Consider the following 23585-nt stretch of genomic DNA (forward strand, 5'->3'; position numbering starts at 1 on the left):
GTGCACACGGGCCGATCATGGGCCGATCATGCCCGCGGGCTGGGCCGACTCACCACTCCAGCACGTACGGCACGCCCCTGCCGCGGAAGTGGCCCACGTTCACGCACTCGGTACGGCCCACGCGCACCCGCGGGTGCAGCGGGTTGTGCACGTGGCCGAACAGGGCGTAGCGCGGCTGGGTGCGCCTGATGGCCGCCAGCGTGGCCTCGCTGCCGCGCTCGAACCGCCTGGCCACCACGTCGTAGAGCAGCTCGGGCAGGGCGGGCGGGATGTGGCAGCACAACACGTCGACCTCGCCGACGGCCTCGACCTTGGCGGCGTACTCCTCGTCGCCGAGCTCGTGGGGCGTGCGGTAGGGGGTCTTGAGCCCGCCGCCCACGAACCCGAACCGCAGGCCACCGATCTCCGCCACCTCGCCGTCGAGCACGTGGTGGCCGGGCCGGACGTAGTCGCCCCACAGGCGCGGCAGGTCCACGTTGCCGTAGGTGAGGTAGGCAGGGGTGGGCATGGCGGCGAAGAGGGTCGCGTACTGGGCGCGTACGTTGCGCTCGATGTGCTCGCGCGGGTCGCCGTCGAGCGTGGCCCACAGCCGTGCGGACATGGCCCTGGCCTCGTCGAAGCGCTTGGCCGTGCGCAGGGCGATGAACTCGTCGGCCCGCTCCGCGCCGAACAGGTCGGCGAAGATGCCCTGCGAGTGGTCGTCGTAGTCGACGAACAGGATCAGGTCGCCCAGGCAGATCAGCGCGTCGGCCCCGTCACCGGCCCTGGCCAGCGCGTCGGCCCGGCCGTGGACGTCGCTGACGACATGGACCCTCATGGTCAGATCCTAGGCGCACCGTTCCCTGAGCGCACTTGTGCGCGGCTCGTGGTGCGCGGCAGGGCGGGCACTCGGCTGCTAGCGTGTTGAATGCCCTTCATAACGCCTCAATGACGGGGCTACCGGCCGGTAACCCAAGACGGTAGCGTCCAGGCGGTCCCCGCAGGGGAGTTGAGGTCTCCGCAGAGGAGTTGAGTTCGTGCGCGAGTACAGCGTCCCCGTCCTGGTCGACGTCCCCGCCTCGGCCGGTCTGGCCGACACCGTCTTCCGGCGGGCCGAGCAGCAGCCCGGGGCGATCGTGATGCGCCGCAAGGTCGGCTCCGGCTGGCCGATCGTGACCGCGGCAGAGTTCCGCGACCAGGTGGCCGCGGTGGCCAAGGGGCTGATCGCGGCGGGCGTCGGGCACGGCGACCGGGTCGCCCTCATGTCGCGCACCCGCTACGAGTGGACGCTGGTCGACTACGCCATCTGGGCCGTCGGCGGGGTGACCGTGCCGATCTACGAGACCTCCTCGGTCGAGCAGATCAGGTGGATCCTGCGCGACAGCGAGGCCAAGGCGGCCTTCGTCGAGCTGGACGGGCACGAGGAGGCCCTCAGGGAGGCGGCGCCCGAGCTGGCGCCGGTCTGGCGGGTGGACGCCACGCCGGAGAGCGGCGACGTCACCGACTCCGACCTCGACGAGCGCAGGAAGCGCGTCGGCTCCGCCGACCTGGCCACGATCGTCTACACCTCCGGCACCACGGGCCGCCCGAAGGGCTGCCGCCTCACCCACGACAACCTGCTGTTCACCGCGCTCAACGTGCTGCGCGGCCCGCTGGAGCCGCTGTTCGCGGGCAAGGAGCCGGCCGCGCTGCTGTTCCTGCCGCTGGCGCACAGCTTCGCGCGGATGATCCAGGTGGTGCTGTTCGAGGCGGGCGCGGTCATCGCGCACACCCCGAACATGAAGAACGTCGCCCCCGACCTGCAGGACTTCAAGCCGACGTTCCTGCTGGGCGTGCCACGCGTGTTCGAGAAGGTCTACAACGCCGCCGAGCAGAAGGCCATCGCGGGCGGCAAGGGCAAGATCTTCGCCCGCGCGGTCGACGTGGCGGTGGCCTGGAGCAAGGCCGAGAGCTCGGGCGGCGCGCCGCTCGGGCTGCGGCTGCGGCGCGCGGTGTTCGACAGGCTGGTCTACGCCAAGCTGCGCGCGGCCACCGGCGGCCGGCTCTCGGCGGCGGTGTCCGGCGGCTCGGCGCTGGGCGACCGGCTCGGCCACTTCTTCCGCGGCGTGGGCATCGAGGTCTTCGAGGGCTACGGTCTGACCGAGACCTCGGCCCCGCTCTCGGTCAACATGCCGGGCGCCAACAAGATCGGCACCGTGGGCAAGCCGCTGCCGGGGGTCACGCTGCGCATCGGCGACGACGGGGAGATCCTGGCCAAGGGCCGCAACATCTTCCCCGGCTACTGGAACAACGACGAGGCCACCGACGAGGTGATCGACCCCGACGGCTGGTTCCACACGGGCGACGTCGGCAAGCTCGACGCCGACGGCTACCTGTCGATCACGGGACGCAAGAAGGAGATCCTGGTCACGGCGGCGGGCAAGAACGTCGCGCCCGGTCCGCTCGAAGACGCGCTGCGCGCCCACCCGCTGATCTCGCAGGCGATGGTCGTGGGCGACGGGAAGCCGTTCGTCGCGGCGCTGATCACGCTCGACCCGGAGGCGGTGCCCGCCGGGTCGACGATCGACGGGCTGCGCGACGACCCCGCGGTACGGGCGCAGATCCAGGCGGCGGTGGACCGGGCGAACCTGACGGTGTCGCATCCCGAGCAGATCAAGAAGTTCACGATACTCGGCGGGGACATCACGGAGGAGAGCGGGCACCTCACGCCCACGCTCAAGGTCAAGCGGAGCCTCATCATGCGCGACTTCGCCAAGGAGATCGACGAGCTGTACGAAGGCCACTAGCAGCGCCCGCGCTCTACTAGTCTCGATAGTAGAGCGCGACCGGCCGCGCACACGCCTCGCAACACACCACATCCCAACAGGTTTGGACACGTCCCGTTCCGCGCCGTGAACGGAGGCGACGCTGCGGCTTTTCCGCCGTCGTCAGGAAACCGGGCGTTGACAGTCCGAAATGTTGGCTTTTCGATGAAGGAAGATGAGCGAACTCGGGGGAATGTGCAGGATCCGGCAAGGAGGAACCCACCATGGACCGACAGCCGCCGATCTCCCGCCGAAATCTCCTGCTCGGAGCCGCCGCGTTCGGCGTCCCCGCCGCCCTCGTCGGGTGCGGCTCCGGCGGCACCCCCGCCCCGGGGCCGTCCGGCACGGGCCCCGGCGCCCTGGGCACGGTCACGATCGGCTCGAACGCCTCCGACGAGATCCCGAAGAAGTCCCTCGACACCGTGGTCAAGAGCTTCACGCAGGCCGCGACCCGGATCAACACGGTCGACCACAACACGTTCCAGGAGAACATCAACCGCTATCTCAGGGGCACGCCTGACGACGTGTTCACCTGGTTCGCCGGTTACCGGATGCAGTTCTTCGCCGAGCAGGGGCTCGCCGTCGACATCTCGGACGTGTGGCGGGAGATCGGCGGCGACTACACGCAGGCGTTCAAGGACCAGTCGACCGGCGTCGACGGCAAGCAGTACTTCGTGCCGTTCACCTACTACCCGTGGGCGGTCTTCTACCGCAAGAGCCTGTGGCGGGACAAGGGGTACGAGCCCCCAGCCACGCTGGACGAGTTCACCGCGCTGGCCAGGAGGATGAAGGCCGACGGGCTGATCCCGATCGCGTTCGCCGACAAGGACGGCTGGCCGGCGATGGGCACGTTCGACATCCTCAACCTGCGCACGAACGGCTACGACTTCCACGTCTCCCTCATGGGCGGCAAGGAGTCGTGGACGGACCCCCGGGTCAGGCAGGTGTTCGACACCTGGCGTGGGCTGATGGAGTTCCACCAGCCGGCCGCGCTGGGGCGTACGTGGCAGGAGGCCGCCCAGTCGCTCGCGCAGAAGAAGACCGGGATGTACCTGCTCGGGATGTTCGTCGCCCAGCAGATCCCCGAGGCCGACCGCGACGACCTCGACTTCTTCACCTTCCCCGAGATCAACCCCGCGTACGGGACCGACTCGATCGACGCCCCCATCGACGGCTACATGATCTCCGCCAAGGCCAGGAACGTGGCCGGCGCCAAGGCCCTGCTCAAGCACTTCGCCCAGGCGTCCGCCCAGAACGTCGCCACCGGCCTCGACCCCGGCACGCTGGCCGCCAGCTCCAAGGCCGACACCTCCGGCTACAGCTCCCTGCAGAAGCGCGGCGCGGAGCTGGTGTCGAAGGCCACGCACATCGCGCAGTTCCTCGACCGAGACACGCGGCCCGACTTCGCCTCGACCGTGATGATCCCGTCGCTGCAGACGTTCGTCGGCAAACCCGACGAGATAGACCCGCTGCTGGCGAGCATCGAGCAGCAGAAGGCGAACATCTTCCGCTGATGGCCGTCAAGACCCGTCGCTACTCCGCCCGGGATCTGACCGTGCTGGTCATCGGGCTGGGGGTGGCCGTCATCGTCAACGTGGGCCTGATCTGGGGGCCCACGCTGGCCTCCATCGGGCTGTCGGGCACCGACTGGAACGGCATCGGGCCCATCGAGTGGGTGGGCGGCCAGAACTACCACGACCTGGCGGCCGAGTATCCGCCCTTCTGGTCGGCGGTCCGCAACAACGTGTTGTGGCTGGCCTTCCTGGGGCTGGTCGCCACGCCGTTCGGGCTGTTCTGCGCGGTGCTGCTGGACCGGCGGCTGCGGCTGTCGCGGGTCTACCAGAGCGCCCTGTACATGCCGGTCGTGCTGTCGCTGGCCGTGGTGGGCTTCATCGCGCAGCTCGTCTACTCCTCCGACTACGGCGTGCTGAACGCGGTGACCGGGCTGAACGTGGACTGGCTCGGAGACCGTTCGATCAACATCTGGGTGATCATGGTCGCGGCGGCCTGGCGGCACGTGGGCTACGTCATGATCATTTACCTGGCCGGGCTGAAGGCGGTCGACCCGGCGCTGAAGGAGGCCGCGGCCATCGACGGGGCTAGCGAGCGGCAGGCGTTCTTCCGGGTGGTGTTCCCGACGCTGCGGCCGGTCAACGTGATCGTGCTGGTCATCACGGTGATCGAGGCGCTGCGGGCGTTCGACGTCGTCTACGCCGTCAACAAGGGCAGGAACGGGCTGGAGCTGCTGTCGGTGCTGGTCACCGAGAACATCGTGGGCGAGGCCAGCCGGATCGGGTTCGGCTCGGCGATCGCGGTGATCCTGCTGGCGATCTCGCTGGGGTTCATCGTCACGTACCTGTCGCAGTTGTTCAAGGAGGAGCGATGACGCTGACCGCCCCCGCTCCCCCGGCCCAGGAGGCGGCACGCGCGCCCGCGCGCCGGCCGGTCCGTCCGCTGCGGGTCCTGCTGCACGTCTTCCTCGTGCTGGTGGGGCTGGGGTGGTTGCTGCCGCTCGTCCTCGCCGTGTACGCCTCGCTGCGGCCGTACGGGGAGACCGCCCGCCTGGGCTACTTCTCGCTGCCCGAGCACCTCACGCTCGACTACTACGGCCAGGCGTGGACCCAGGCCGAGTTGCCCCGCTACTACCTCAACACGTTGATCGTGGTGATCCCCGGGGTGGCGGTGACGCTCTTCCTGGCCTCGTTCACGGCCTTCGCGATCGCCCGGCTGCGCATCCCCGGCCGCAAGGCGCTGCTGATCGTGTTCACGGCGGGCAACCTGCTGCCGCCGCAGGTCCTCATCACCCCGCTCTACACCCTCTACACGCTCGTCCCGCTGCCCGCCTGGCTGTCGGACTCGCAGTCGCTCTACGACTCCTACCTGGGGCTGATCCTCATCCACGTGGCGTTCCAGTTCGGCTTCTGCGTCTTCGTGATGGCGAACTTCATGCGCACGATCCCCGAGGAGATCACCGAGGCGGCGCTGGTGGACGGGGCGGGGGTGTGGAAGCGGTACTGGCGCCTGACGCTGCCGCTGTGCCGTCCGGTGCTGGCGGCGCTGTCGACGCTGCAGTTCACCTGGATGTACAACGACTTCCTGTGGGCGCTGGTGCTGATGTCGTCGGGCGACAAGCTGCCCGTCACCTCGGCGCTGAACAACCTGCGCGGCCAGTTCTTCACCGACCACAACCTGCTGGCGGCCGGGTCGGTGCTGGTGGCGCTGCCGACGCTGATCGTCTTCCAGCTCCTGCACAAGCAGTTCGTGGCCGGGCTCACGCTCGGCTCGACCAAGGGGTGACCCGGCGGCCTTCTCCATCCGCCGGTCCCGGCTAGTGGTCCGGCGGATGGAGAAGGCCGCCGAAGCGGGCGGCCACCTGGTCCCACGCCCATTCGCCGGTCACCCAGTCGCGGCCCCGCGCGCCCATCTTGCGCGCCTTGTCGGGGTCGGTGAGCAGCTCGACGACGGCCTGCGCCACCTCCCCCGCGTCCGTCCCGTCCACGACGAGGCCGGTCTCGCCGGGCCGCACCGCGTCGGGAGCGCCGCCGGACGCGCCCGCCACCACCGGCAGCCCGCTGGCGGACGCCTCCAGGAACACGATCCCGAGCCCCTCCACGTCCACCCCCTTCAACCGGGTACGGCACGGCATGGCGAACACGTCCGCCGCCGCGTAGTAGCCGGGCAGCCCGGACGCCGGCACCGTCCCGGTGAACCTGACCGACTCGTGCCCGGCCGCCAGCCGCTCCAGCGCCTTCCGGTACGGCCCTCCGCCCACCAGCAGCAGCACCGCGTCCGGCACCGAGCGCAGCACCTGGGGCCAGGCCCTGATGAGCTGGTCCTGGCCCTTGCGCGGCACCAGGCGCGACACGCACACGACCACCGGCCGCCCCGGCAGGCCCAGCTCGGCCTTGGCCGCGCCGGGGTGGAACTGCTCGACGTCCACGCCGGGCGCGAGCCGTACGAGCTTGGCCGCCGGGATGACGGCGGCCAGCCGCTGGCGCGTGTACTCCCCCAGGTACGTCACCACGTCCGCGTGCGCGCCGATCCTGCGCAGCACCGAGCGGAAGCCCGGCGCGCTCGCCCACGACGCCTCGTGGCCGTGGGTGAGCATCACCACCCGCCGCGCCCCCGCCCGGCGCAGGCGGGGGGCCAGCAGCCCGAGCGGCGCGGCGGCGCCGAACACGACCGTGTGCACGCCGTGCCCGGCCACCAGCCCGGCCGCCGTACGCGCGACGGCCGGTGTGGGCAGCATGAGCCTGCGGGGATGCCGCACGATCCGGTACGGCTGCCGCCGGTCGAACTCCGCGCTGCCCGGCCAGGCGGGGGCGTAGACCGTGACGCCCGGCGTGCGCAGCGCGAGCCCGTGCACGAACGACTGGATCCCGCCCGGCCTGGGCGGGAAGTCGTTGGTCACGAAGAGCACGCCGCCCACGGGGGCGGTCACGGGATCGGTCACGGTACGGGGACGCCGTTCAGCTTGGCCCATGCGCGGGCCATGGCGATGCGCTCGGGACCTGGAGGATGGGAGGCATAGAGCACATATTCCACCGCATCCGGGGACAGATCCGAAATATTTGTGACCGCCAGGCGTTTCTGCATGGCGATGAACGTCGCCGGGTCCCCCGTGAGATCGAGCGCGTGCAGGTCGGCCCTGGCCTCGATGTGGCGGCTGATCACGTTCTGGGGCGGTCCCATGATCAGCGAGCCGATGGTCATGAGGCCCATGACCACGCCCACCGCGCGCGGATCGCCGATCGACACGACGCCGACGCGCCGCCGCAGCGGATCGAACACCAGGTACAGGACGATCGCCCCCAGACCGGCGCCCAGACCGCCGATGAGCGTGCCGTAGAGCACGTCGTTGTACTTGGCGTGGGCCAGTTCGTGCGCCACGACCAGCTCCACCTCCGGCTGCGGGGCCTGGAGCAGCGTGTCGTAGACGACGATGCGGCGGGTGGCGCCGAAGCCCGACACGTACGCGTTGAGCGCCGTCGTCCTGCGTGAGGCGTCGGCGACCAGGACGTCCTCGACCGGCACGCGGTCGCGCTCGGCCATCTGGAGCAGGTTCGTCCGCAGCGGGCCCTGCGCCATCGGGGTGAAGTCGTTGAACAGCGGCTCGAACACCACCGGATACACGAACGACGCCAGCACCGCCAGCGCGAACGCGCCCACCCCCGCGGGGATCCACCACCGCCTGAACCTGCGGGCCAGTGCCACCAGGGCCAGCAGCATCACGCACAGCAGGAACGTCTCCACGCCCAGGCTCTTCAGCCGGTCGCCGGTCCAGCTCCCCCAGTCCTGGGTGGACAGGCCGTAGTCGCGCAGGATCGTCTCGAACCAGATGCCGAGCGGCCACCTGAACAGCTCCACGATCGCCGTGAGCACCACGACGCCGAGGATCGTCCGCACCCACCAGGGGCCTTTGAGCCGGCCCAGCACCTTGGCGCCGAACGGGGTGGCCACCAGGACCGCCGCGAAGATGAGCGTGAGCGCCAGCGAGAGGTAGCTCGGCAGGCTCGTGGCCGCGTCGAACGCCTGCGACCTGGCGATCTGGGCGGCGCTGAAGTCGCGCGCCGGATCGGGCGGGCCGCCGGTCAGCACGTGCCAGGGGGTGCTGAACGCGGCCACGGCCACGATCACGAGGGCGAGCAGCGCCAGCGCGATCCCGGCCTGCCGTCTCAGCGCGCCGTTCCCGGACGCCGCCACGGCCGCCTCCCCCGTCCCGCCGGCGCCGCCGGAGGCCGCCGCGTCGCCGCCGGGCTCCGGCCCCGAGCGGGACTCGCCCCACGTATGCCGCTCGCCTCCCGGGTCCGCGTCCGACCCCGAATGCGCCCCCGCTCCCGCATGTGGGTCCGCGTCTGAGTGCGGACCCGCTCCTGAAGATGCGTCCGCGCCTGAGTGCGCGTCGCCGTCGGAGTGTGCGGCGCTCACCCCTACGGCGGCCATCTCTCCGTCCGGCACGTCGCGTTCGCGCGTCCCGGCCGCGGGCGTCTCCGCCTCTCGTGCGCCCGTCACCGGCGTCGCCGCTTCCGGCCCACCGGCGTCGTGCGGCGCGTCTTCCTCGTCTCGCCGTTCGCTCATCTGCCTCCCCTTCACACGAGCTGATCCCGCACGTACTCGCGCCACCGCGCCGTCAGCGTGGCGACGGAGAGGCCCAGTGAGGCGAGCGCCCGATCGACGCCCGCCCGCTGGGCCGCACGGTAGAGCCTCACCAGGGTCCCCTCACCGAACCGGTCAGCGAGGAAGCGACACGCCAGCCAAGCCTCCTGGTACGCACGCGCGAGCCGGACCGGGTCGGACCCGTCCGCCGCGAAAGCCGCAGGTCCGGGCAAAGCGCTCGGCAGGCGCCCGGCCCGCGCCTCGACCGCCAGTTCGGCCGCCGCCGTGGCGACGGGCAACCCGGCGTCGCGATAAGCCACGTAGTCCGCGAACCCCTCGTAGAGCCAGACCGGCAGACCCTCGGTCCCGGCCACGACGTGGGTCAGCTCGTGGGTCAGGACGACGTCCTTGCCGGTGGGGTTGAGGGTGGCGAAGAGTTCGGGGACGACGATCACGCGCCCGCGGTCGGCCACGGCGGCCAGGCCGTCGAGCCGGTCCACTCCGGCCAGCGCGGCGGCCTCGCGGGCGGACTCCGGCACTACGACGAGCGGTCGTACCCGCCCGCCCAGGACGGCGGAGACGCGGAGCCCGGCCGTGTCCGCCCTGCGGGCCAGATCGGCGAGCCCGGCCGAGTCGTGCCCAGCGGGCTCGTGCCCGGCGGGCTTGTGCAGGGCCACGACGGAGTGCCTGCCCCGGCTGACGACCGTGCGGCCGGGCCACAGATCGCGTATCTCCGGGGGCAGGACGGGGAGATCGGGGAGCGGCGCCGCGCCCGGGACCAGGAGCAGGAGGACGGCCACCACGGCTCGTCGGCTCACCTGCTCGGACACGGGGCCGATCGTAGCCGCCCGGCACTCGTGCCCGCGCTTGCGCGGATCCACGGCCACCGCTTGGCAGCCGCTGCGTGCGCCTGGGCGGATTCGCGACTGCCGCTTGGCAGCCGCCCGCCGCACCCGCGTGCTGCTTGGGCGGACTCGCGGCCGCCGCTTGGCAGCCGCCGCACCCGCGTGCCGCTTGGGCGGATTCGCGGCCGCCCGCGGGGACAGGCGAGAGCCCCGCCCGGATCGGGGGGAATCCGGGCGGGGCTTCTTCACATGCCGGGACGGACCGCGCCGACGAAAGACGACTTACGCCATCCGTCCAGCTTGTCGATGCGTACCCGTTCACCTGTCCGTGGTGAATGGATCATCTTGCCCTTGCCGACGTACATGCCCACGTGGCCGAGCCCGCTGAAGAACAGCAGGTCACCTGGCTTGAGGTTGCGCCAGGAGATCTTGTTCCTGATGCGGGCGAACTGGCTGCTCGCCACGCGCGGGAGCTTGACACCGGCCTTCTTCCAGGCGAACAGGACGAGGCCGGAGCAGTCAAACGAACCAGGCCCTGTGCCCCCGTACCGATACGGGTCACCGATCTGGTCCTTGGCCGCGGCGACGGCCTTGCGGGCCTTCGCCTGCTGCCGGGCGACCTTGGCGGCCCGTTGCCGGGCAGCCGTGGCCGTCTTCGAGGCGCCGGCGGTGGTCGCCGCCGGCGCCGCCGTTCCGGCCGAGTCGCTCGTCGTCGTCGCCTGAGCCGTGGGGGCATGGAGGACCAGACCTCCGGCCGTCACGGTCATCGTGAGTGCCACGCCGCTCAGGGCGAAGCGGGACAGGCGGGGGTTCTGCAGGGAGCTAGACAGGATTTCTCCTCGCGTCTTCCACGAACGCCTACCGGGTTAGCTGACGGATTCGGGCCTGGAAGTAGCCCTACGGCGCGATTCGCGCGCCGACTCACCCCTGATCCCTCGGGAAGAACGGGATCGCTGGGTCCCCGGCTCCGTGCCTCATGACTGCACGGATTCGGCAGGTCGCCGCCCGATGAGGGTGCTGCTCCTCGGGGATATCGGGGGCGACCGGCGGATCTTTGTCTGTCTCACATCGGGAGGAACCGATGCCGGTTCGCGGGGGACATGGCTTGTGCACCGCGACGACGCCAGAAGCTACGCCGAAGGTTCAAGGATCGGCAAAGCGCACGCCGGGCTGTAAAGATCAGACAGAGGGGGATGTCAGAGCTGAAACCCCTGCTGGGACCCCAGGCTTTGTTACCGGAATGTGACCCTGCTCACACTTGGGCGCGTCCAAGATTGTCAGGTCCCAAACATCCCTTTCGTCACATCCGTCACACCGACTCCGGTTCCGCGAGCACCCGCGAACGGTTCACCCATGGGGCCACCATCGCGATACATGTCGCGAAATATCGCCACAACCTACGATCCATAGCCATATTCGAAAGGCCGGGCCACAGCCCCATTCTGTCCAGTTGATCAACATAGCTACTATGATCCATAGTAATGAGAACGCTGTCGGCTCATGGTCGGTGACCGCAGACCGAGCGGGAAACCGGAAATCAGCGCCGCACGATCAAGCGCCGTACGGTCAGGGCTGTGCGATCAGGGTTGCGCCCGGGTCAGGGGCGGATGGCGCCGACCAGGTTGCGGCCGTACGCGGAAAGCTTGACGACCTTGACGACGTCGCCCGTCTGCGGCGCATGGACGATGTCCCCGTTGCCGGCGTAGATGCTGACGTGCCCCAGCCCCTCGCTGAAGATGAGATCCCCTGGCTGCAGGTCGTCGAGGTCCACCTTGCGGTTCGCCCCCCACGCCCACTGCTGCCACGTCGTACGCGGCAACGTCACGCCTGCCGCCGCCCAGGACGCCTGCGTCAGCCCGGAGCAGTCGTACCCCCTGGGCCCTGTGCCGCCGTAGATGTACGGCTTGCCCACCTGCGCGTACGCGAACCGCAGCACCGCGGCCCCGTTCCCCGAGGCGGGCCCCGTGTACTTGATGCCGACGCTGTCCGGGTTGCCGGGGTTGTACGCCCCCAGCTTCTTCAGCAGCTTCTTCTGCTGGGTGATCAGCTTCTGCACCTCGGAGCGTTCCTTCTGGACCGAGTCCCGCTCCTTGTCGGCGTCCTTCAGTGCCGCCTCGGCCTTGTCCCGCTCGCCCTTGAGCCCGCGGTTCTCCCGGTCGAACACGGCCAGCTTCTGGGCCCGTTCCTGCGCGAGCTGCCCGGCCACCGCCAGCCCCGCCAGCGTCCCCGCGGGGTTTTCCGAGCCGACGATGCCGGGCCAGGAGGTGACGTCCTCGCCGAGCTGGTAGCTGTCGACGGCCATGCCGACCACCTGCGCACGCAGGTCCTCGACGGTCGCCAGCTTGCGCTTGTAGCCGTCGTTCAGCTTGGTGTAGGTGGTCTTGGCCTTCTTGTAGCGCTCGTTCGCGGTGTTGTACCGGTCGACGACCTTGTCGGCCTGGTCGTTGAGCTTGTCGAGCTTGGCCTTGGCCTGGGCGAGCGTGGGCTCGGGATCAGCGACGGCCGCTCCGAGAGGGGTCAGCACCAGTCCGAACGCGAGACCCGCGGCCACCGGTACCCCGCCAAACCTCACAGTGTCGCCTCCCAGGGATTCCACCTGGGGCGAAATAGTACAGAAGCGACGAGTGAGGTATCGCCCAAACCCGGCAATTCATAACTTATGCGCGGCTCAGCCGACGCAGCAGCAAGCCAGACGGAACGGGTCTGGCACCCATCCGCCTGACCGACTCGGCCACCTCCCGGTCGGACGACACCACGGCGATGGCCCGGCCTGGCGGCTCGGCGCGTACGAGCTGGCGGATGACGTCGTCGGCGATCTCCCCCGGCGCGCTGAACAGCACCCGCACCCCGCGCGGCGCCACCACCTGCACGGGGGCGTTCAGCTCTGCGCCGTCGAACACCACGGTCACCTCGACCCGGGTCTGCGCCACCAGCCCGCCGAGCGCGTTCATGAGCCGGGTGCGCTGGTCGGCGAGGGTGAGCGTGCCGTAGCCGGTCTTGGTGACGTTGTAACCGTCTATGATCAGATGCACCTGCGGCAGCGCGAGGAGCTGGTCGAGGAGCTGGGGGTCGTCGTCGGCCAGGGCCCGCGCGGGCACCCCGCGCACGCCGGGGCGCTCGCCGGTGACCGCCGCGACCGAGTCGGCGGGCCGGCTGATCGTGGTGGGCAGGGCCAGCTCGCGGCGCAGCCCGGCCGAGGCGTCCTGCAGCGCGTCGAGCAGCACGCGGATGCGCGCGTCCTCGATGCTCCGGCCCTCGCGGGCGGCCCGGCGCGAGGCTTCGAGCTGCTTCTCCACGTCGGCCAGCCGCTCGCGCAACCGCCGCAGCTCGGACTCCGCGCCGCTGCCCGCGGCGGTGGCGGCCGACCTGGCCTCCTCCGCCGCGTGCTCCATCTCCTCGGCCCGCCGCACCGCCGACTTGGCCCGCTCGCGGGCGTCGTGCAACTTGCGGCGCAGATCGGAGTTTTCCGCGCGGGCCGCCCTGATCTGCTCGCGCAGCCGGTCGGTCTCCTCCTTGGCCGCGCTCTTCTGCGCGGTGAGCTGCTCGCGCAGCCGCGCCACGGCCTCCTCGCGCTCGGAGCTCTCGGCCGCCACGGCCGTCTGCTCCAGATCGGTACGGGCCGCCTCGATCATCTCCGCCCAGCCCGGCGGCCTGGTGAGGTAGGCCGCCGCGGCCACGAGCACCGGGTCGGCGGCCGGAGGGACGTTGCCCTCGGCCAGCGAGGCGACCAGCTCGGGCCAGCCGGCCGCCACGGACTCGGCGACCAGCTCGCGGAACTTCTTGTCGTTCTCCAGTTGCGCCGCGATGGGGGCCCCGCCCAGTTTGGCCCGTTTGCGGGGGTCGAACTTGGCGATGCCCCGCAGCGGCGGCGGTACGGACGCAGCGGGCACCGCGCCGAGAACCTGAGACGCCAGGTCGACGACGTTGAGCCGCACCTGCTCGGGAAGCGGGCGAGCCAGGCCCTCACCCGCTGAACTCATCCCACTTGTCCCTTCGCGACATGCCCTTTCAGACAAGGGTACGGCTGTTGCGTACCTGACCGTAACGGCCACCCGTATATGGACAAGCGCTTGCTAGGCGGTATACGACTGTCAAAGGGCTCATGTCCACCCGGGAGGCCGGTCATGACCGAGCAACTGCGCACCTCCACCCGTGACCTCGCGGAACTGCGGGAACGCGCCACCGCCTGGCTACGCTCCCAGGTAGGCCCGAGCGCCGCGGTGTCGGAGATGTCCAGGCCGTCGAAGAACGGACTCTCGAGCGAGACCCTGTTCTTCACCGCCACCTGGGACGGACACGGTACGCGCTGCGTAGCCAGGCTCGCACCTGCGCCCGGGGCGGTTCCGGTCTTCCCGACGTACGACCTGGGGGCCCAGTTCGAGGTGATGCGCCTGGCCAGGGAAAAAGCTGGGATCCCAGCGCCCCGCGCCCTCTGGTACGAGCCCGACCCCGAGCCGCTCGGCACGCCGTTCCTCGTCATGGAGCGCGCCGAGGGGGACGTCCCCGCGGACGTGATGCCGTACACGTTCGGGGGCTGGCTGCACGACGCGTCCCCCGCCGACCGGCGCAGGCTGCAGGACGCGAGCGTACGGGTCCTGGCCGCGCTGCACCAGACCGCGTTCACGCCCAGGGAACTGGCCCCCTTCGGCCCCGCCGGGCTGCGCGCCCACGTCGACGCCCAGCGGGCCTACTACGAGTGGGCGCACGGCGGGCACCGCATCCCGCTGCTGGAGCGGGCGTTCGCCCGCCTGGAGGCGACCTGGCCGGACGACCCCGGCCCCGACGTGCTCACCTGGGGCGACGCCCGGATCGGCAACATGATGTTCAGGGACTTCGCCCCGGTCGCGGTGCTCGACTGGGAGATGGCCGCCGTCGGGCCGCGCGAGCTGGACCTCTCCTGGATGATCTTCCTGCACCGCTTCTTCCAGGACCTCACGAAGGACGCGGGCCTGCCCGGCCTGCCCGGTTTCATGCTCCGCGACGACGTCTGCCGCACCTATCGGGAGCTGACCGGCCACGAGCCCCGCGACCTGGACTTCTACGAGCTGTACGCCGCGCTCCGCCACGGCGTCATCATGGCCAGGGTCTGGCGGCGGCGCATCCACTTCGGCGAGCAGCCCATGCCCGACGACCCCGACGACCTGGTGCTGCACCGGGCCACCATCGAACGCCTGCTGACCGGCTACGAGCCCGCGTCGTAGACCAGCAGCGCCACCTGGACCCGGTTGTTCAGGTCGAGCTTGGTGAGGATCCGCGAGACGTGCGCCTTGACCGTGGGCACGCTCATGAACAGCTCGCGCCCGATCTCGGCGTTCGACCTGCCCTTGCCCACGGCCGTGGCCACCTCCCGCTCGCGTTCGCTGAGGCGGCCGAGCAGCTTTCTGGCTCGCTCGCCGCGCTCGTCGGCCCCGCCGTCGGACACGTGCGCGATGAGCTGCCGGGTCACCGGCGGCGACAGGATCGGCTCGCCCGAGGCCACCCTCCTGATCGCCGCCACCAGGTCGCCGGGCGCGATGTCCTTCAGCAGGAACCCGGCCGCCCCCGCCCGCAGCGCCCGCAGCACCTGCGCGTCGGCGTGGAACGTGGTCAGCACCACCACCTCGGGCGGCTCCGAGGCGCGGCGCAGCGTCTCGGTGGCGGTGAGCCCGTCGATGCCGGGCATGCGGATGTCCATCAGCACCACGTCAGGACGGTACGCGGTCACCAGGGGCGGCACCTCGGCCCCGTCGCCCGCCTCCGCGACGATCTCGATGTCGCCCGCGCCGCCGAGGATCATCGCCAGCCCGGCCCGCACCATCGCGTCGTCGTCCACGATCAGCACCCTGATCGGCCCGCCGTCCTGTGTGGTCATCCGCCCGCCTCCCACGTCGTGTCCCCCGGCCGCGCTCACGCGTCCACCTCCTGAGTCGCCTCCACCGGCCAGGGCAGCCAGGCGCTCACCACGAACTCCCCCTCCGGCGTCGCGCCGTGCTCCAGGTGGCCGCCCGCGAGCTCGGCCCGCTCGGTCAGCCCGATGAGCCCGGCCCCGGCGCCGGGGATGCGGGCGCCGGGGCGGGCCCACAACGGGTTGCGCACCTCCACCGACAGCCCCTTGCCCCGCTCGCCCTCGACGCTGACGGTAACCGGCACCCCGCCCGCGTGCTTGCGCGCGTTGGTGAGCGCCTCCTGGACGATGCGGTAGAGGTTGCGGCCCAGCCCTTCGGGCGCGTCGCCGACGGCCGGTTCGAAGCGTACGTCCATGCCCGCCTGGCGGCACTCCTCCACCAGCGCGGGCAGGTCGGCGAGCGTGGGCTGCGGCCGGTCGGGCACCACGTCGTCGCCGTCGGGGGCCGAGTGGCGCAGCACGCCGATCACCTCCCGCAGGTCCTGCAGCGCCAGGTGGGCGTTGGTCCTGATGGCCCCGGCCGCCCTGGCGATCTCTCCCGGCGGCGCGTCGGGCCGGAACTCCAGCGCGCCCGCGTGCAGGCTCAGCATCGAGATGCGATGGGCCAGCACGTCGTGCATCTCCCTGGCGATGCGCTCGCGTTCGAGCCGCTTGGCCTCCTCGGCGGCGCTGTCGGCCCGCTCCCTGAGCGACCAGACGAGCTGCCGCCTGGCCCTGATCACGATGCCCCACGCGAACACGGTCAGCACGATCGCCCCGCCGAGCGCCCCCGTCTCCATCCGGTCGAGGTCGGTCTGGGGTCGCAGCAGGATGTACGGGGCCAAGGTGAGGAGGTTGAACAGCGTGACGGGGCCGGAGATCTTGAACGGCCGGTGCACCGCCACCGTGAACAGCGCCACCACCGACGCGCCGCCCACCAACTCCAGGTAGGACGCGAGCAGCGCGGTCACGATCGCGAGCGCGACCGGCCACCTGCGCCGCGCCCACACCGCGACACAGGCCAGCGCGCCCATCACCTGCTCGATGGCGACCAGCGGCTCCGGCTGGTGCTGGCTCTCCAGCTCGGCCAGCGACAGGAACGTGAAGCCGCAGGCCACCAGGAACAGGAGTGTGTCGACGATCCAGTCGCGCGTCGAGCGCCGCACGCGCCGACCCTCACGGGGGTCGCCGAGCAGCACGGACGGCAGCGCCCACCGGTATTCGTGGGCGTGCGCGCCGTCTCCCCGCAGTTCCGTCACGTTCATCGAGGTTACGGCCTGTCGCGGGCAGATGACAGCGACCAAAGTCGGTACCGGACGAGACCGACGGACGACGCGGGAGGCCGGGCGGCCGGGCGAGGCTGTTGCCATGCAAGCGGTGTTGACGGTGTTCGGCTGGCTGTTGCTCGTCCAAGGGGTGGGCGGCCTGGTGAACGCCCTGCTGGGATGGTGGCGGTGGGCCCACGACCTGCTCGTGGTCAACCTCCTGCCGATGCTGAAGGGATATGAGGTGTTCGCGTCCATCGTGATCGGGGTGCTCGGCTTCGCGCTGCTGGCCGTGGCCGGGTCGGTACGGCGGGGGGAGGGCGGGGAATGAGCGCGACCGGGCTCCGGCCGCCCCGCAACCGGGCCGATCCGCGGGCGGTCCCGTGGTGGACGGTGCAGTGGCTGATCCTCATGGTGCCGGTGGCGGGGGCTGCCGTGGCGGCGTACTGGATGTTCACGGAACGGGCGCTCTGGCTGGGCGTCGTCGCGGGGGTGTTCGCGGCGGGGTGCCTGGTGCTGGCCGTGGTGGGGCCGCGCGCCTCGTACCGGGTGGAGCGGTGGGAGGTCACCGACCAGGCGGTCTACACCCGCAAGGGCTGGCTGACGCACACGTGGCGGGTGGCGCCGATGTCGCGGATCCAACGGGTCGACACCGCGCGGGGGCCGGTGCAGCGGCTGTTCGGACTGGCCGACGTCACGGTGACCACGGCCTCGTCGGCGGGGGCGGTCAAGATCGAGGCGCTGGATCACGAGGTGGCCGCCGAGCTGGCCGAACGCCTGACCGCGATCACCCAGGCCACGCCGGGAGACGCGACGTGAGCGCGGCAGCGCGTCCCCTCCCCGGCCCCGCGACCGGGCCAATCAGTGGGCCAATCAGTGGGCCGGTCGGTGAGCCGCCCGGCGGGCCGGACGACGGGTGGCGAGGGCTGGCCGGGCGGAGTCCGTGGGCGTCAGGGGTGAAGTCGCTGGCGATCGTGGTGGCCGCCGCGATCCCGCTGGCGCGGTTCCTGGTGGGCCGTGACTGGCCGGCGGGCGGCATCGTGGCCGCGTGCGCCGGGGCGGCGGTCTTGATCGTCGCCGTCGTCGTCGCGTACGACCTGCTCAGGCTGCGCACCACCCGCTGGCGACTGACCCACGAGCGCCTGGAGCTGCGCTCGGGCCTCACCACCCGCCAGCACCGCTCGGTCCCCCGCGACCGTGTGCGCAGCGTCGACCTCCGCGCCGACCCGGTACGCAGGGCGTTCGGCCTGAGCGTGGTCAAGGTCGGCACGGGCGAGCACGCGGCCGACGGATCCGAACTCGTCCTCGACCCGCTGAGCAGGCGCGACGCGGAGGCCCTGCGCCGCACGCTGCTGCACCAGGACGCGGCGGAAGAGCCCGCCGACGGCCCGCTGGCGGAGCTGAGCTGGTCGTGGATCCGCTACGCGCCCCTGTCGGTGTGGACGTTCACCGGCGCGGCGGTCGTGCTCGGCGCCCTGTACAAGGTGCTCGACTCGTTCGGCGCCAAGCGGCTCACCACCCGGGTGGCGACCGGCGCGTGGGAGTGGATCACGGCGCATCCGCTGGTGGCGGTCCCGCTGCTGCTCGGGGTCAACCTGGCGGTCGGGGTGCTCGGCGCGGTCCTGCTGTTCGCCGAGTCGTGGGGCCACTACCGGCTGGAGCGCGAGCCCGGCCGCCTCCGGCTGCGCCGCGGCCTGCTGACCACCCGCTCGCTGACGCTGGAGGAGCGCAGGCTGCGCGGCGTGGAGATCACCGAGCCGCTGCTGCTGCGGCTGGGCGGCGGCGCCCGGGTACGGACGATCGCCACCGGCCTGGGCAAGGCGGCCGACGACGAGACCGAGGACGCCGCCGCGCTCACCCCGCCGGTCCCCCGCGCCCTGGCCGTACGGGTGGCGGCCCGGGTCTCCGGCACCGGCCTGCCCTCGCTCGCGCCCCACCCGGCCGCCGCCCGGCGCAGGCGGGTGGTCAGGGCCCTGGTGACGACGGCCGTCATGGCGGCGGGCGCGGCGCTCGTGCCCTGGGACTGGGCGCGCGGCTGGGTGTGGCTGGTGCCCGCGGTGACGCTGGCGTACGGGATGTGGCTGGCCGTGGCGGGCGCCGCGAGCCTCGGCCACGCCCTGGGGCCGCGCCACCTGGTCGCCAGGAGGGGCGCCGTGGTGCGGCGTACGGTGGCGCTCGACCGCCGCGGCATCGCAGGCTGGACGATCACCGAGTCGCTCTTCCAGCGCCGTTCCGGCCTGCTGACCGTGTCGGCCACGACGGCGGCGGGCAGGGGGCACTACGACGTGGTGGACGTGGGCCGCGCCGACGGCCTCGACCTGGCCGCGCACGCGGTCCCCGGGCTGCTGGACCCGTTCCTGATCCGTGAAGGCGCCTCGTAGCGGAAGCCCGTCGCACAAAAGAAGTGAGCCGCGTGATCTCCTACGGTTTGCCCATGCCCCTGTACTGGACAAACGTGATCGCGCGGCTCAAGTGCTTGCAGATATAACGGTATTTGTCTCACTTGCAAGCGGGTTGCAGCCTCATTAACTGCCGCCGCGAACTCCGGGTCAGGAGGGCTCTCCGGCACGAAGGAAGAGGGGTCAGTTTCCCTCGGGACGGCCCGCGAGACCGTCCAGGTACGCCTTGGCCACGATGCGAACGCCCTCCATGGCCTCCTTCTCCGACATGAACTCGACCTTGGGCGAGTTGGTGGCCGCGCCCTCCGGGCGCTGGTGGCCGGAGAAGTCGACCTCGATCACGCTGGCGCCCTCGCGGACGACCATCGACCCGCTGGAGGCGGAGACCTCGCCGCTGCGGCTCTGCACGTACTGCCGGTGCGCCTGGTCGCCCAGGTCCTCGACCTCGGTCAGCTTGCCCCAGGTGATCGGCCCGATGGCGGATCCGGCGGTGCCCTTCGCGCGCCCGTACTCGCTCGCGTAGAACGACTTGGCCGCGGGTTCGTCCACCGCGCCCGCCCGGTTGGTGAACCGGTGCACGGTGATCAGCACGCTGCGGATCTTCTTGACGCCCTCGCCCCCGGACAGGTCGAGGTTGAGCCAGCGGCACTCGGTCTGGCTGTCGGCGCCGACCACGGTGCCGCGCGCCCGGGTGGTCGGCTCGGGCACGAGGCGGGTGGCGGCCGGAGTCACCGCGCCGCACTCGGCCGGGAAGTCGGCCAGCACGGTGGGCGAGGGCGTGGGGCGGACGCTCGGCGACCGGGTCGCCCCGGCCGACGGCTCCGGCTTGGCCAGCACGCCGGGGTGCTGCGCCTGCCAGGCGGCCGCGCCCTTGACGAAGTGGGCGATCAGGCCGCTCACCTCGCGGATGGCGTTCTCCTCCGTGACGGCCTGCGTACCCTCGTTGGTCAGGATCTGGGCGTCCTTGCGCTGCTGGCTGGCCTGGTACTCGACCTCGATCGTCATGTCGCCGACGCGGGCGTGGGCGGTGCCGAAGGCGTACCAGAGGTGGGTGCCGTCGCGTCGCCAGGTGTACTGCGCGAACGCGCCGTCGCCGACGCCCTGGATCTCCTTGATCGGGGAGATGTACTCCTTCTCTTCGGGGTCGAGCGACGGCTTGGCGGTCTCGCTGAACTTGCCGCTCCGGTAGTCCATCTCGTAGGAGTTCTGGGCCATGGACCGGCCGGTCTTGGCCCCCTCGCCCTTGTGCTGGTCGATCTTGACGTCGATCTCGCGGCTGCGCCAGAACTCCCCGAACGAGATGCGCTGGTTCACCCAGTCGCAGGAGAACGTGACCGTGTAGTCGCCGTCTCTGGAGGACTTGCCCACGGTGGCGTCGGGCACCAGCCGGTCGGCCTCGTCCGCCGGCAGCATGGCGCACACGTCCACGCCGGTCGCGGCAGCGGCGGGCTTGTCCGCGGACCGGCCGGCGGGCGATGACTCCGTGGACGCGGGGGGCAGGGCGATGCCGGAGACCTTGCCGTACAGGAGGAAGGCGCCGACCCCGGCCGCGGCCACCAGGACGACGAGCGCGGCCGCCAGCGTGGGCACCAACCAGGCGGGCCGTCCCTGCCGGGGCGGGCGGGGCATGGGGGGCATCGTCTCGGGCATCCCCGACGACGCCACGGGAGGCCACCCTTGAGGCTGGCCGGGCGGGTGCCCCTGTGACTGACCGTGCGGCTGTCCCTGAGGCTGACCATGCGACGGCCCCTGTGGCTGACCGTACGGCTGACCGTGCGACGGCCCATGAGGCTGACCGTACGGCTGACCGTGCGACGGCCCATGAGGCTGACCGTGTGGCTGACCCTGTGGCTGGCCGGGTGGCCCGGCGGGCCACTGGCCCGGCGGCCCGGCGGGCGGATGGGCGAACGGCCCGGCGGGCGGTTGCGTGGGCGGCCTGCCCGGTGGCTCGGACTGCCCGCCCGGCACCTGGTAAGGGGTGGGGGGCGGGTCGTACTCGCTACCGGGATTCACGCAGACTCCTGGGGTTGCCCTGACTTGCGAGGTGACCTGCCGGCCAGGCGCCTCGCGAGGTGGTCGCAGCGCTGTCGGCCCTCATGTCGTTCGCGCCTCATTCCGCCTTCGCCAGCGCCGCGGCGACCAGGCGGGCGGCGGCGACCGCTGTGTCCTCGTCGGCCACGTCGGCGTCGGCCTTCACGTCCTCGCGTCGCCATATCACCTCGCCCAGCAGATTACTGGTCCGGAACAGCAGTGTGCTGTCGGATGTGCCGCTTTCCGTGCTGTTCATGGCGAAACGGAAGCGGTTCTGGACGATCGCCGTCTCCCCCAATCCGGCGACGTCCCTGACTCCGCCGGCGTTGTCGGACCCCGAGGCGCCCTCGGCCGCGGCGCGGGTGCTCCTCTCGCTGCCGAAGCGGCGCTCGGCCACCTGGGGCCCGCCGAGGTCGGCGGTGGGAAGCTCGGCCCAGGCGCGTACGACGAGGCGGTGGGCCGCCCCCGTCTCGCGGCGGACGAGCCACTGGCACTCGCCCGGCCTGGTGAGGGTGCGCTCGGGGGTGCCCTTCGTGAGCTGCGCGGCCTGGGCGGAGGTGAGGAGCGCGCACGGGTCGGGCGCCTTGGCGAACCTGCCCGTCTCCTGGCCAAGCCCGCCGAGCGCGGTGGCCGCGTACCAGCCGCCACCGCCCAGCGCCGCCACGGCGGCGAGCACGAGCGGCAGCATCCACCTGCGGGGACGGGCGGCGCGCCGGTCGCCGTGGGAGGCCGCGGCACCGCGGCTCAGCCCGCTCAGCGCCTGTCGCACCTGCGCCGCCGAGGGCCGGACCGCGGGATCCTTGGCCAGCATGGCCATGAGCAGGCGGCCCAGGTCGCGCCCGGCCCTGGCGGGGAACGGCGGCTCGTGCAGCAGGACCGCCGCGGCCACCGCGGCGGGCAGCTCGCGCTCGAACGGCCCGCGGCCCTCGACGGCGGTGTAGAGGCTGGCCCCCAGCGACCACAGGTCGGAGGCGGGGCCCGAGGGCTCCTCGTTGAGGCGTTCCGGGGCCATGTAACCTGGCGAGCCCGCGCCGCCGAACCTGCTGCCCTGCCCGCTCATCGGCGCGGCGATGCCGAAGTCGGTGAGCATGGCGGAGCCGTCGGCGTCGAGCAGGATGTTTGCCGGTTTGACGTCCTGGTGCAGGATGCCGTGGGCGTGGGCGACCTCCAGCGCCGACAGCACGCGCAGCCCGACCGCGGCCACGAACCCCGGGGGCAGCGGCCCCTGCGCCTTGATCACCTTGTCGAGCGAGCGGCCGGTGACGAGGTCCATGATGATCCATGGCTGGCCGCCCTCCAGGACGACGTCGTGCACGAGCACGATGGCCGGATCGCGCAGCCGTCCGGCGGACCTGGCCTCGTGGATGGCCTGGTCGGCGAACTCGGCGTGCTCGCGCGAGGTCAGCCCCTCGGGCACGCGTACCTGCTTGACGGCGACCTGCCGGTCGAGCGTCTCGTCGATGGCCCGCCACACCGTGCCGGCGCCGCCCTGCCCGAGCCGCTCGATCAGCCGGTAACGGCCCGCCAGTAAGTAGAGGTCACCCGGCATCGCGCAACGTCCGCTCGCTCGCCTGCGCGGCTCTCAGCGCCGACTGCTTGATGTCGTCGTCGGTCGGCCGGTCGCCCAGCGCCGAGTATTGGACGCTCACCACCAGATTGGCCAGCCGGTAGTGGATCACGGACGAGTGGACCCGGCCGGTGGGGCCCTTCAGCTCGAAGCCGAACGCCTCCTGCCCCAGCCCGGCGATCTGGCGCACCGGGGTGCGGGCGGTCCGCTGAGCGTTCTTCACCCCGATCTCGGGCCAGCTCCAGTCGATGGAGTCGTATTTGGACCAGAAGCGCTGCTGGTTCTGGAACAGCCTGCGGGCCGACGGCTCGGTCATCGTCCAGGGGTCGACGGTGTCGGAGTCTTTCTGCACCTGGAGGCTCACGCCGGTGCCGGTCATCGACCAGCCGCACTCGGGGCCCTCCTCGTCGGAGCCCGGCTGGGCCTCTGGCGGGCTCTGCGTACGCAACAGCGCGCCCACCTCCTGTGGCCCGATCAGCGTGCACACGTCCATCGGCACGGTGAACGCCGTGGGCGTGCCGCCCCCGTCGCCGTCGAGCAGGACGAACCCGGCCGCGCCCGCCCCGGCCACCACCACCGCCGCGGCGACGGCCCAGAGCACGGTACGCCCGCGCCGCCCGATCCTGGCCGGAGCGGTCACGTCGGCGTTGACCGGCAGGCGCGGGACCGGGCCGCCCGCGGCGACCTGCCCGAGCGCCTGCGCGACCACGCGCGGGTCGGGCCGGGCCGCGGGCTG

19 protein-coding genes, 1 pseudogene and 1 riboswitch are annotated in these 23585 nt (G+C 71.7%); of the genes and pseudogenes, 8 read left to right on the forward strand and 12 right to left on the reverse strand.

Annotated elements, in window-relative coordinates:
- Positions 1-49 precede the first annotated feature (49 nt).
- Positions 50-817, reverse strand: coding sequence for a metallophosphoesterase family protein (locus tag ABD844_RS14755; RefSeq protein ID WP_344877127.1), 768 nt, complete (start codon positions 815-817; stop codon positions 50-52).
- A gap of 199 nt (positions 818-1016) precedes the next feature.
- Here ABD844_RS14755 and ABD844_RS14760 point away from each other — a divergent pair, with 199 nt between their 5' ends.
- From ABD844_RS14760 to ABD844_RS14775, 4 genes are all read left to right on the forward strand, one after another.
- Complete coding sequence (locus ABD844_RS14760; RefSeq protein ID WP_344877129.1) at positions 1017-2765, forward strand: AMP-dependent synthetase/ligase; 1749 nt, start codon at positions 1017-1019, stop codon at positions 2763-2765.
- 242 nt (positions 2766-3007) lie between these two features.
- Positions 3008-4297 (forward strand): ABC transporter substrate-binding protein, encoded by a 1290-nt coding sequence (locus ABD844_RS14765; protein WP_344877131.1) that lies wholly within the window; start codon positions 3008-3010, stop codon positions 4295-4297.
- Complete coding sequence (locus ABD844_RS14770; protein WP_344877133.1) at positions 4297-5169, forward strand: carbohydrate ABC transporter permease; 873 nt, start codon at positions 4297-4299, stop codon at positions 5167-5169. The genes ABD844_RS14765 and ABD844_RS14770 overlap by 1 nt, the downstream gene beginning before the upstream one ends.
- Entirely contained in the window at positions 5166-6080 is a 915-nt protein-coding gene (locus ABD844_RS14775) for a carbohydrate ABC transporter permease (RefSeq protein ID WP_344877135.1), read from the forward strand. Before ABD844_RS14770 ends, ABD844_RS14775 begins: the two co-directional genes overlap by 4 nt.
- A gap of 31 nt (positions 6081-6111) precedes the next feature.
- On the opposite strand, the gene ABD844_RS14780 is transcribed toward ABD844_RS14775, so the two are convergent.
- The 6 genes from ABD844_RS14780 to ABD844_RS14805 all read right to left on the reverse strand — a co-directional run bounded on the left by ABD844_RS14780 (position 6112) and on the right by ABD844_RS14805 (position 13704).
- Entirely contained in the window at positions 6112-7212 is a 1101-nt protein-coding gene (locus ABD844_RS14780) for a glycosyltransferase family 4 protein (RefSeq protein WP_344877163.1), read from the reverse strand.
- A gap of 20 nt (positions 7213-7232) precedes the next feature.
- Positions 7233-8861 (reverse strand): M48 family metallopeptidase, encoded by a 1629-nt coding sequence (locus ABD844_RS14785; protein WP_344877137.1) that lies wholly within the window; start codon positions 8859-8861, stop codon positions 7233-7235.
- 11 nt (positions 8862-8872) lie between these two features.
- The gene (locus ABD844_RS14790) at positions 8873-9709 is read right to left on the reverse strand and encodes a gluzincin family metallopeptidase (RefSeq protein WP_344877139.1); all 837 of its coding nucleotides are present in this window, start codon (positions 9707-9709) and stop codon (positions 8873-8875) included.
- 260 nt (positions 9710-9969) lie between these two features.
- The gene (locus ABD844_RS14795) at positions 9970-10503 is read right to left on the reverse strand and encodes a C40 family peptidase (RefSeq protein WP_344877141.1); all 534 of its coding nucleotides are present in this window, start codon (positions 10501-10503) and stop codon (positions 9970-9972) included.
- 61 nt (positions 10504-10564) lie between these two features.
- Positions 10565-10730: riboswitch (cyclic di-AMP (ydaO/yuaA leader) on the reverse strand.
- Positions 10731-11321: 591 nt separating this feature from the next.
- A complete protein-coding gene (locus ABD844_RS14800; RefSeq protein WP_344877143.1) occupies positions 11322-12275 on the reverse strand; it encodes a C40 family peptidase in 954 nt (317 codons plus the stop codon).
- Positions 12276-12381: 106 nt separating this feature from the next.
- The gene (locus tag ABD844_RS14805) at positions 12382-13704 is read right to left on the reverse strand and encodes an NYN domain-containing protein (protein ID WP_344877145.1); all 1323 of its coding nucleotides are present in this window, start codon (positions 13702-13704) and stop codon (positions 12382-12384) included.
- A gap of 144 nt (positions 13705-13848) precedes the next feature.
- Between ABD844_RS14805 and ABD844_RS14810 the strand changes: the two genes are divergently transcribed.
- On the forward strand, positions 13849-14925 hold the full coding sequence (locus ABD844_RS14810) for a phosphotransferase family protein (protein WP_344877147.1): 1077 nt from the start codon (positions 13849-13851) through the stop codon (positions 14923-14925).
- On the opposite strand, the gene ABD844_RS14815 is transcribed toward ABD844_RS14810, so the two are convergent.
- Positions 14907-15575, reverse strand: a complete 669-nt coding sequence (locus ABD844_RS14815; protein WP_344877149.1) for a response regulator — start codon at positions 15573-15575, stop codon at positions 14907-14909. The genes ABD844_RS14810 and ABD844_RS14815 overlap by 19 nt on opposite strands.
- Before the next feature lie 35 nt (positions 15576-15610).
- On the reverse strand, positions 15611-16846 hold the full coding sequence (locus ABD844_RS14820; RefSeq protein ID WP_344877151.1) for a sensor histidine kinase: 1236 nt from the start codon (positions 16844-16846) through the stop codon (positions 15611-15613).
- Positions 16847-16955: 109 nt separating this feature from the next.
- Between ABD844_RS14820 and ABD844_RS14825 the strand changes: the two genes are divergently transcribed.
- The 3 genes from ABD844_RS14825 (at position 16956) to ABD844_RS14835 (ending at position 19233) form a co-directional block, all read left to right on the forward strand.
- The gene (locus ABD844_RS14825) at positions 16956-17183 is read left to right on the forward strand and encodes a hypothetical protein (protein ID WP_344877153.1); all 228 of its coding nucleotides are present in this window, start codon (positions 16956-16958) and stop codon (positions 17181-17183) included.
- Entirely contained in the window at positions 17180-17671 is a 492-nt protein-coding gene (locus tag ABD844_RS14830) for a PH domain-containing protein (protein ID WP_344877155.1), read from the forward strand. The genes ABD844_RS14825 and ABD844_RS14830 overlap by 4 nt, the downstream gene beginning before the upstream one ends.
- 137 nt (positions 17672-17808) lie before the next feature.
- The gene (locus tag ABD844_RS14835; protein WP_344877157.1) at positions 17809-19233 is read left to right on the forward strand and encodes a PH domain-containing protein; all 1425 of its coding nucleotides are present in this window, start codon (positions 17809-17811) and stop codon (positions 19231-19233) included.
- A gap of 201 nt (positions 19234-19434) precedes the next feature.
- Here ABD844_RS14835 and ABD844_RS14840 read toward each other — a convergent pair whose 3' ends face one another.
- From ABD844_RS14840 to ABD844_RS14850, 3 genes and pseudogenes are all read right to left on the reverse strand, one after another.
- The gene (locus tag ABD844_RS14840; protein ID WP_344877159.1) at positions 19435-20880 is read right to left on the reverse strand and encodes a hypothetical protein; all 1446 of its coding nucleotides are present in this window, start codon (positions 20878-20880) and stop codon (positions 19435-19437) included.
- 481 nt (positions 20881-21361) lie between these two features.
- On the reverse strand, positions 21362-22831 hold the full coding sequence (locus ABD844_RS14845) for a serine/threonine-protein kinase (protein WP_344877161.1): 1470 nt from the start codon (positions 22829-22831) through the stop codon (positions 21362-21364).
- Positions 22821-23585: pseudogene (locus tag ABD844_RS14850) on the reverse strand (hypothetical protein); the annotation flags it as partial. The gene ABD844_RS14845 and the pseudogene ABD844_RS14850, both read right to left, overlap by 11 nt.

Source organism: Nonomuraea antimicrobica, assembly GCF_039536965.1.
Classification (GTDB): Bacteria; Actinomycetota; Actinomycetes; order Streptosporangiales; family Streptosporangiaceae; genus Nonomuraea; species Nonomuraea antimicrobica.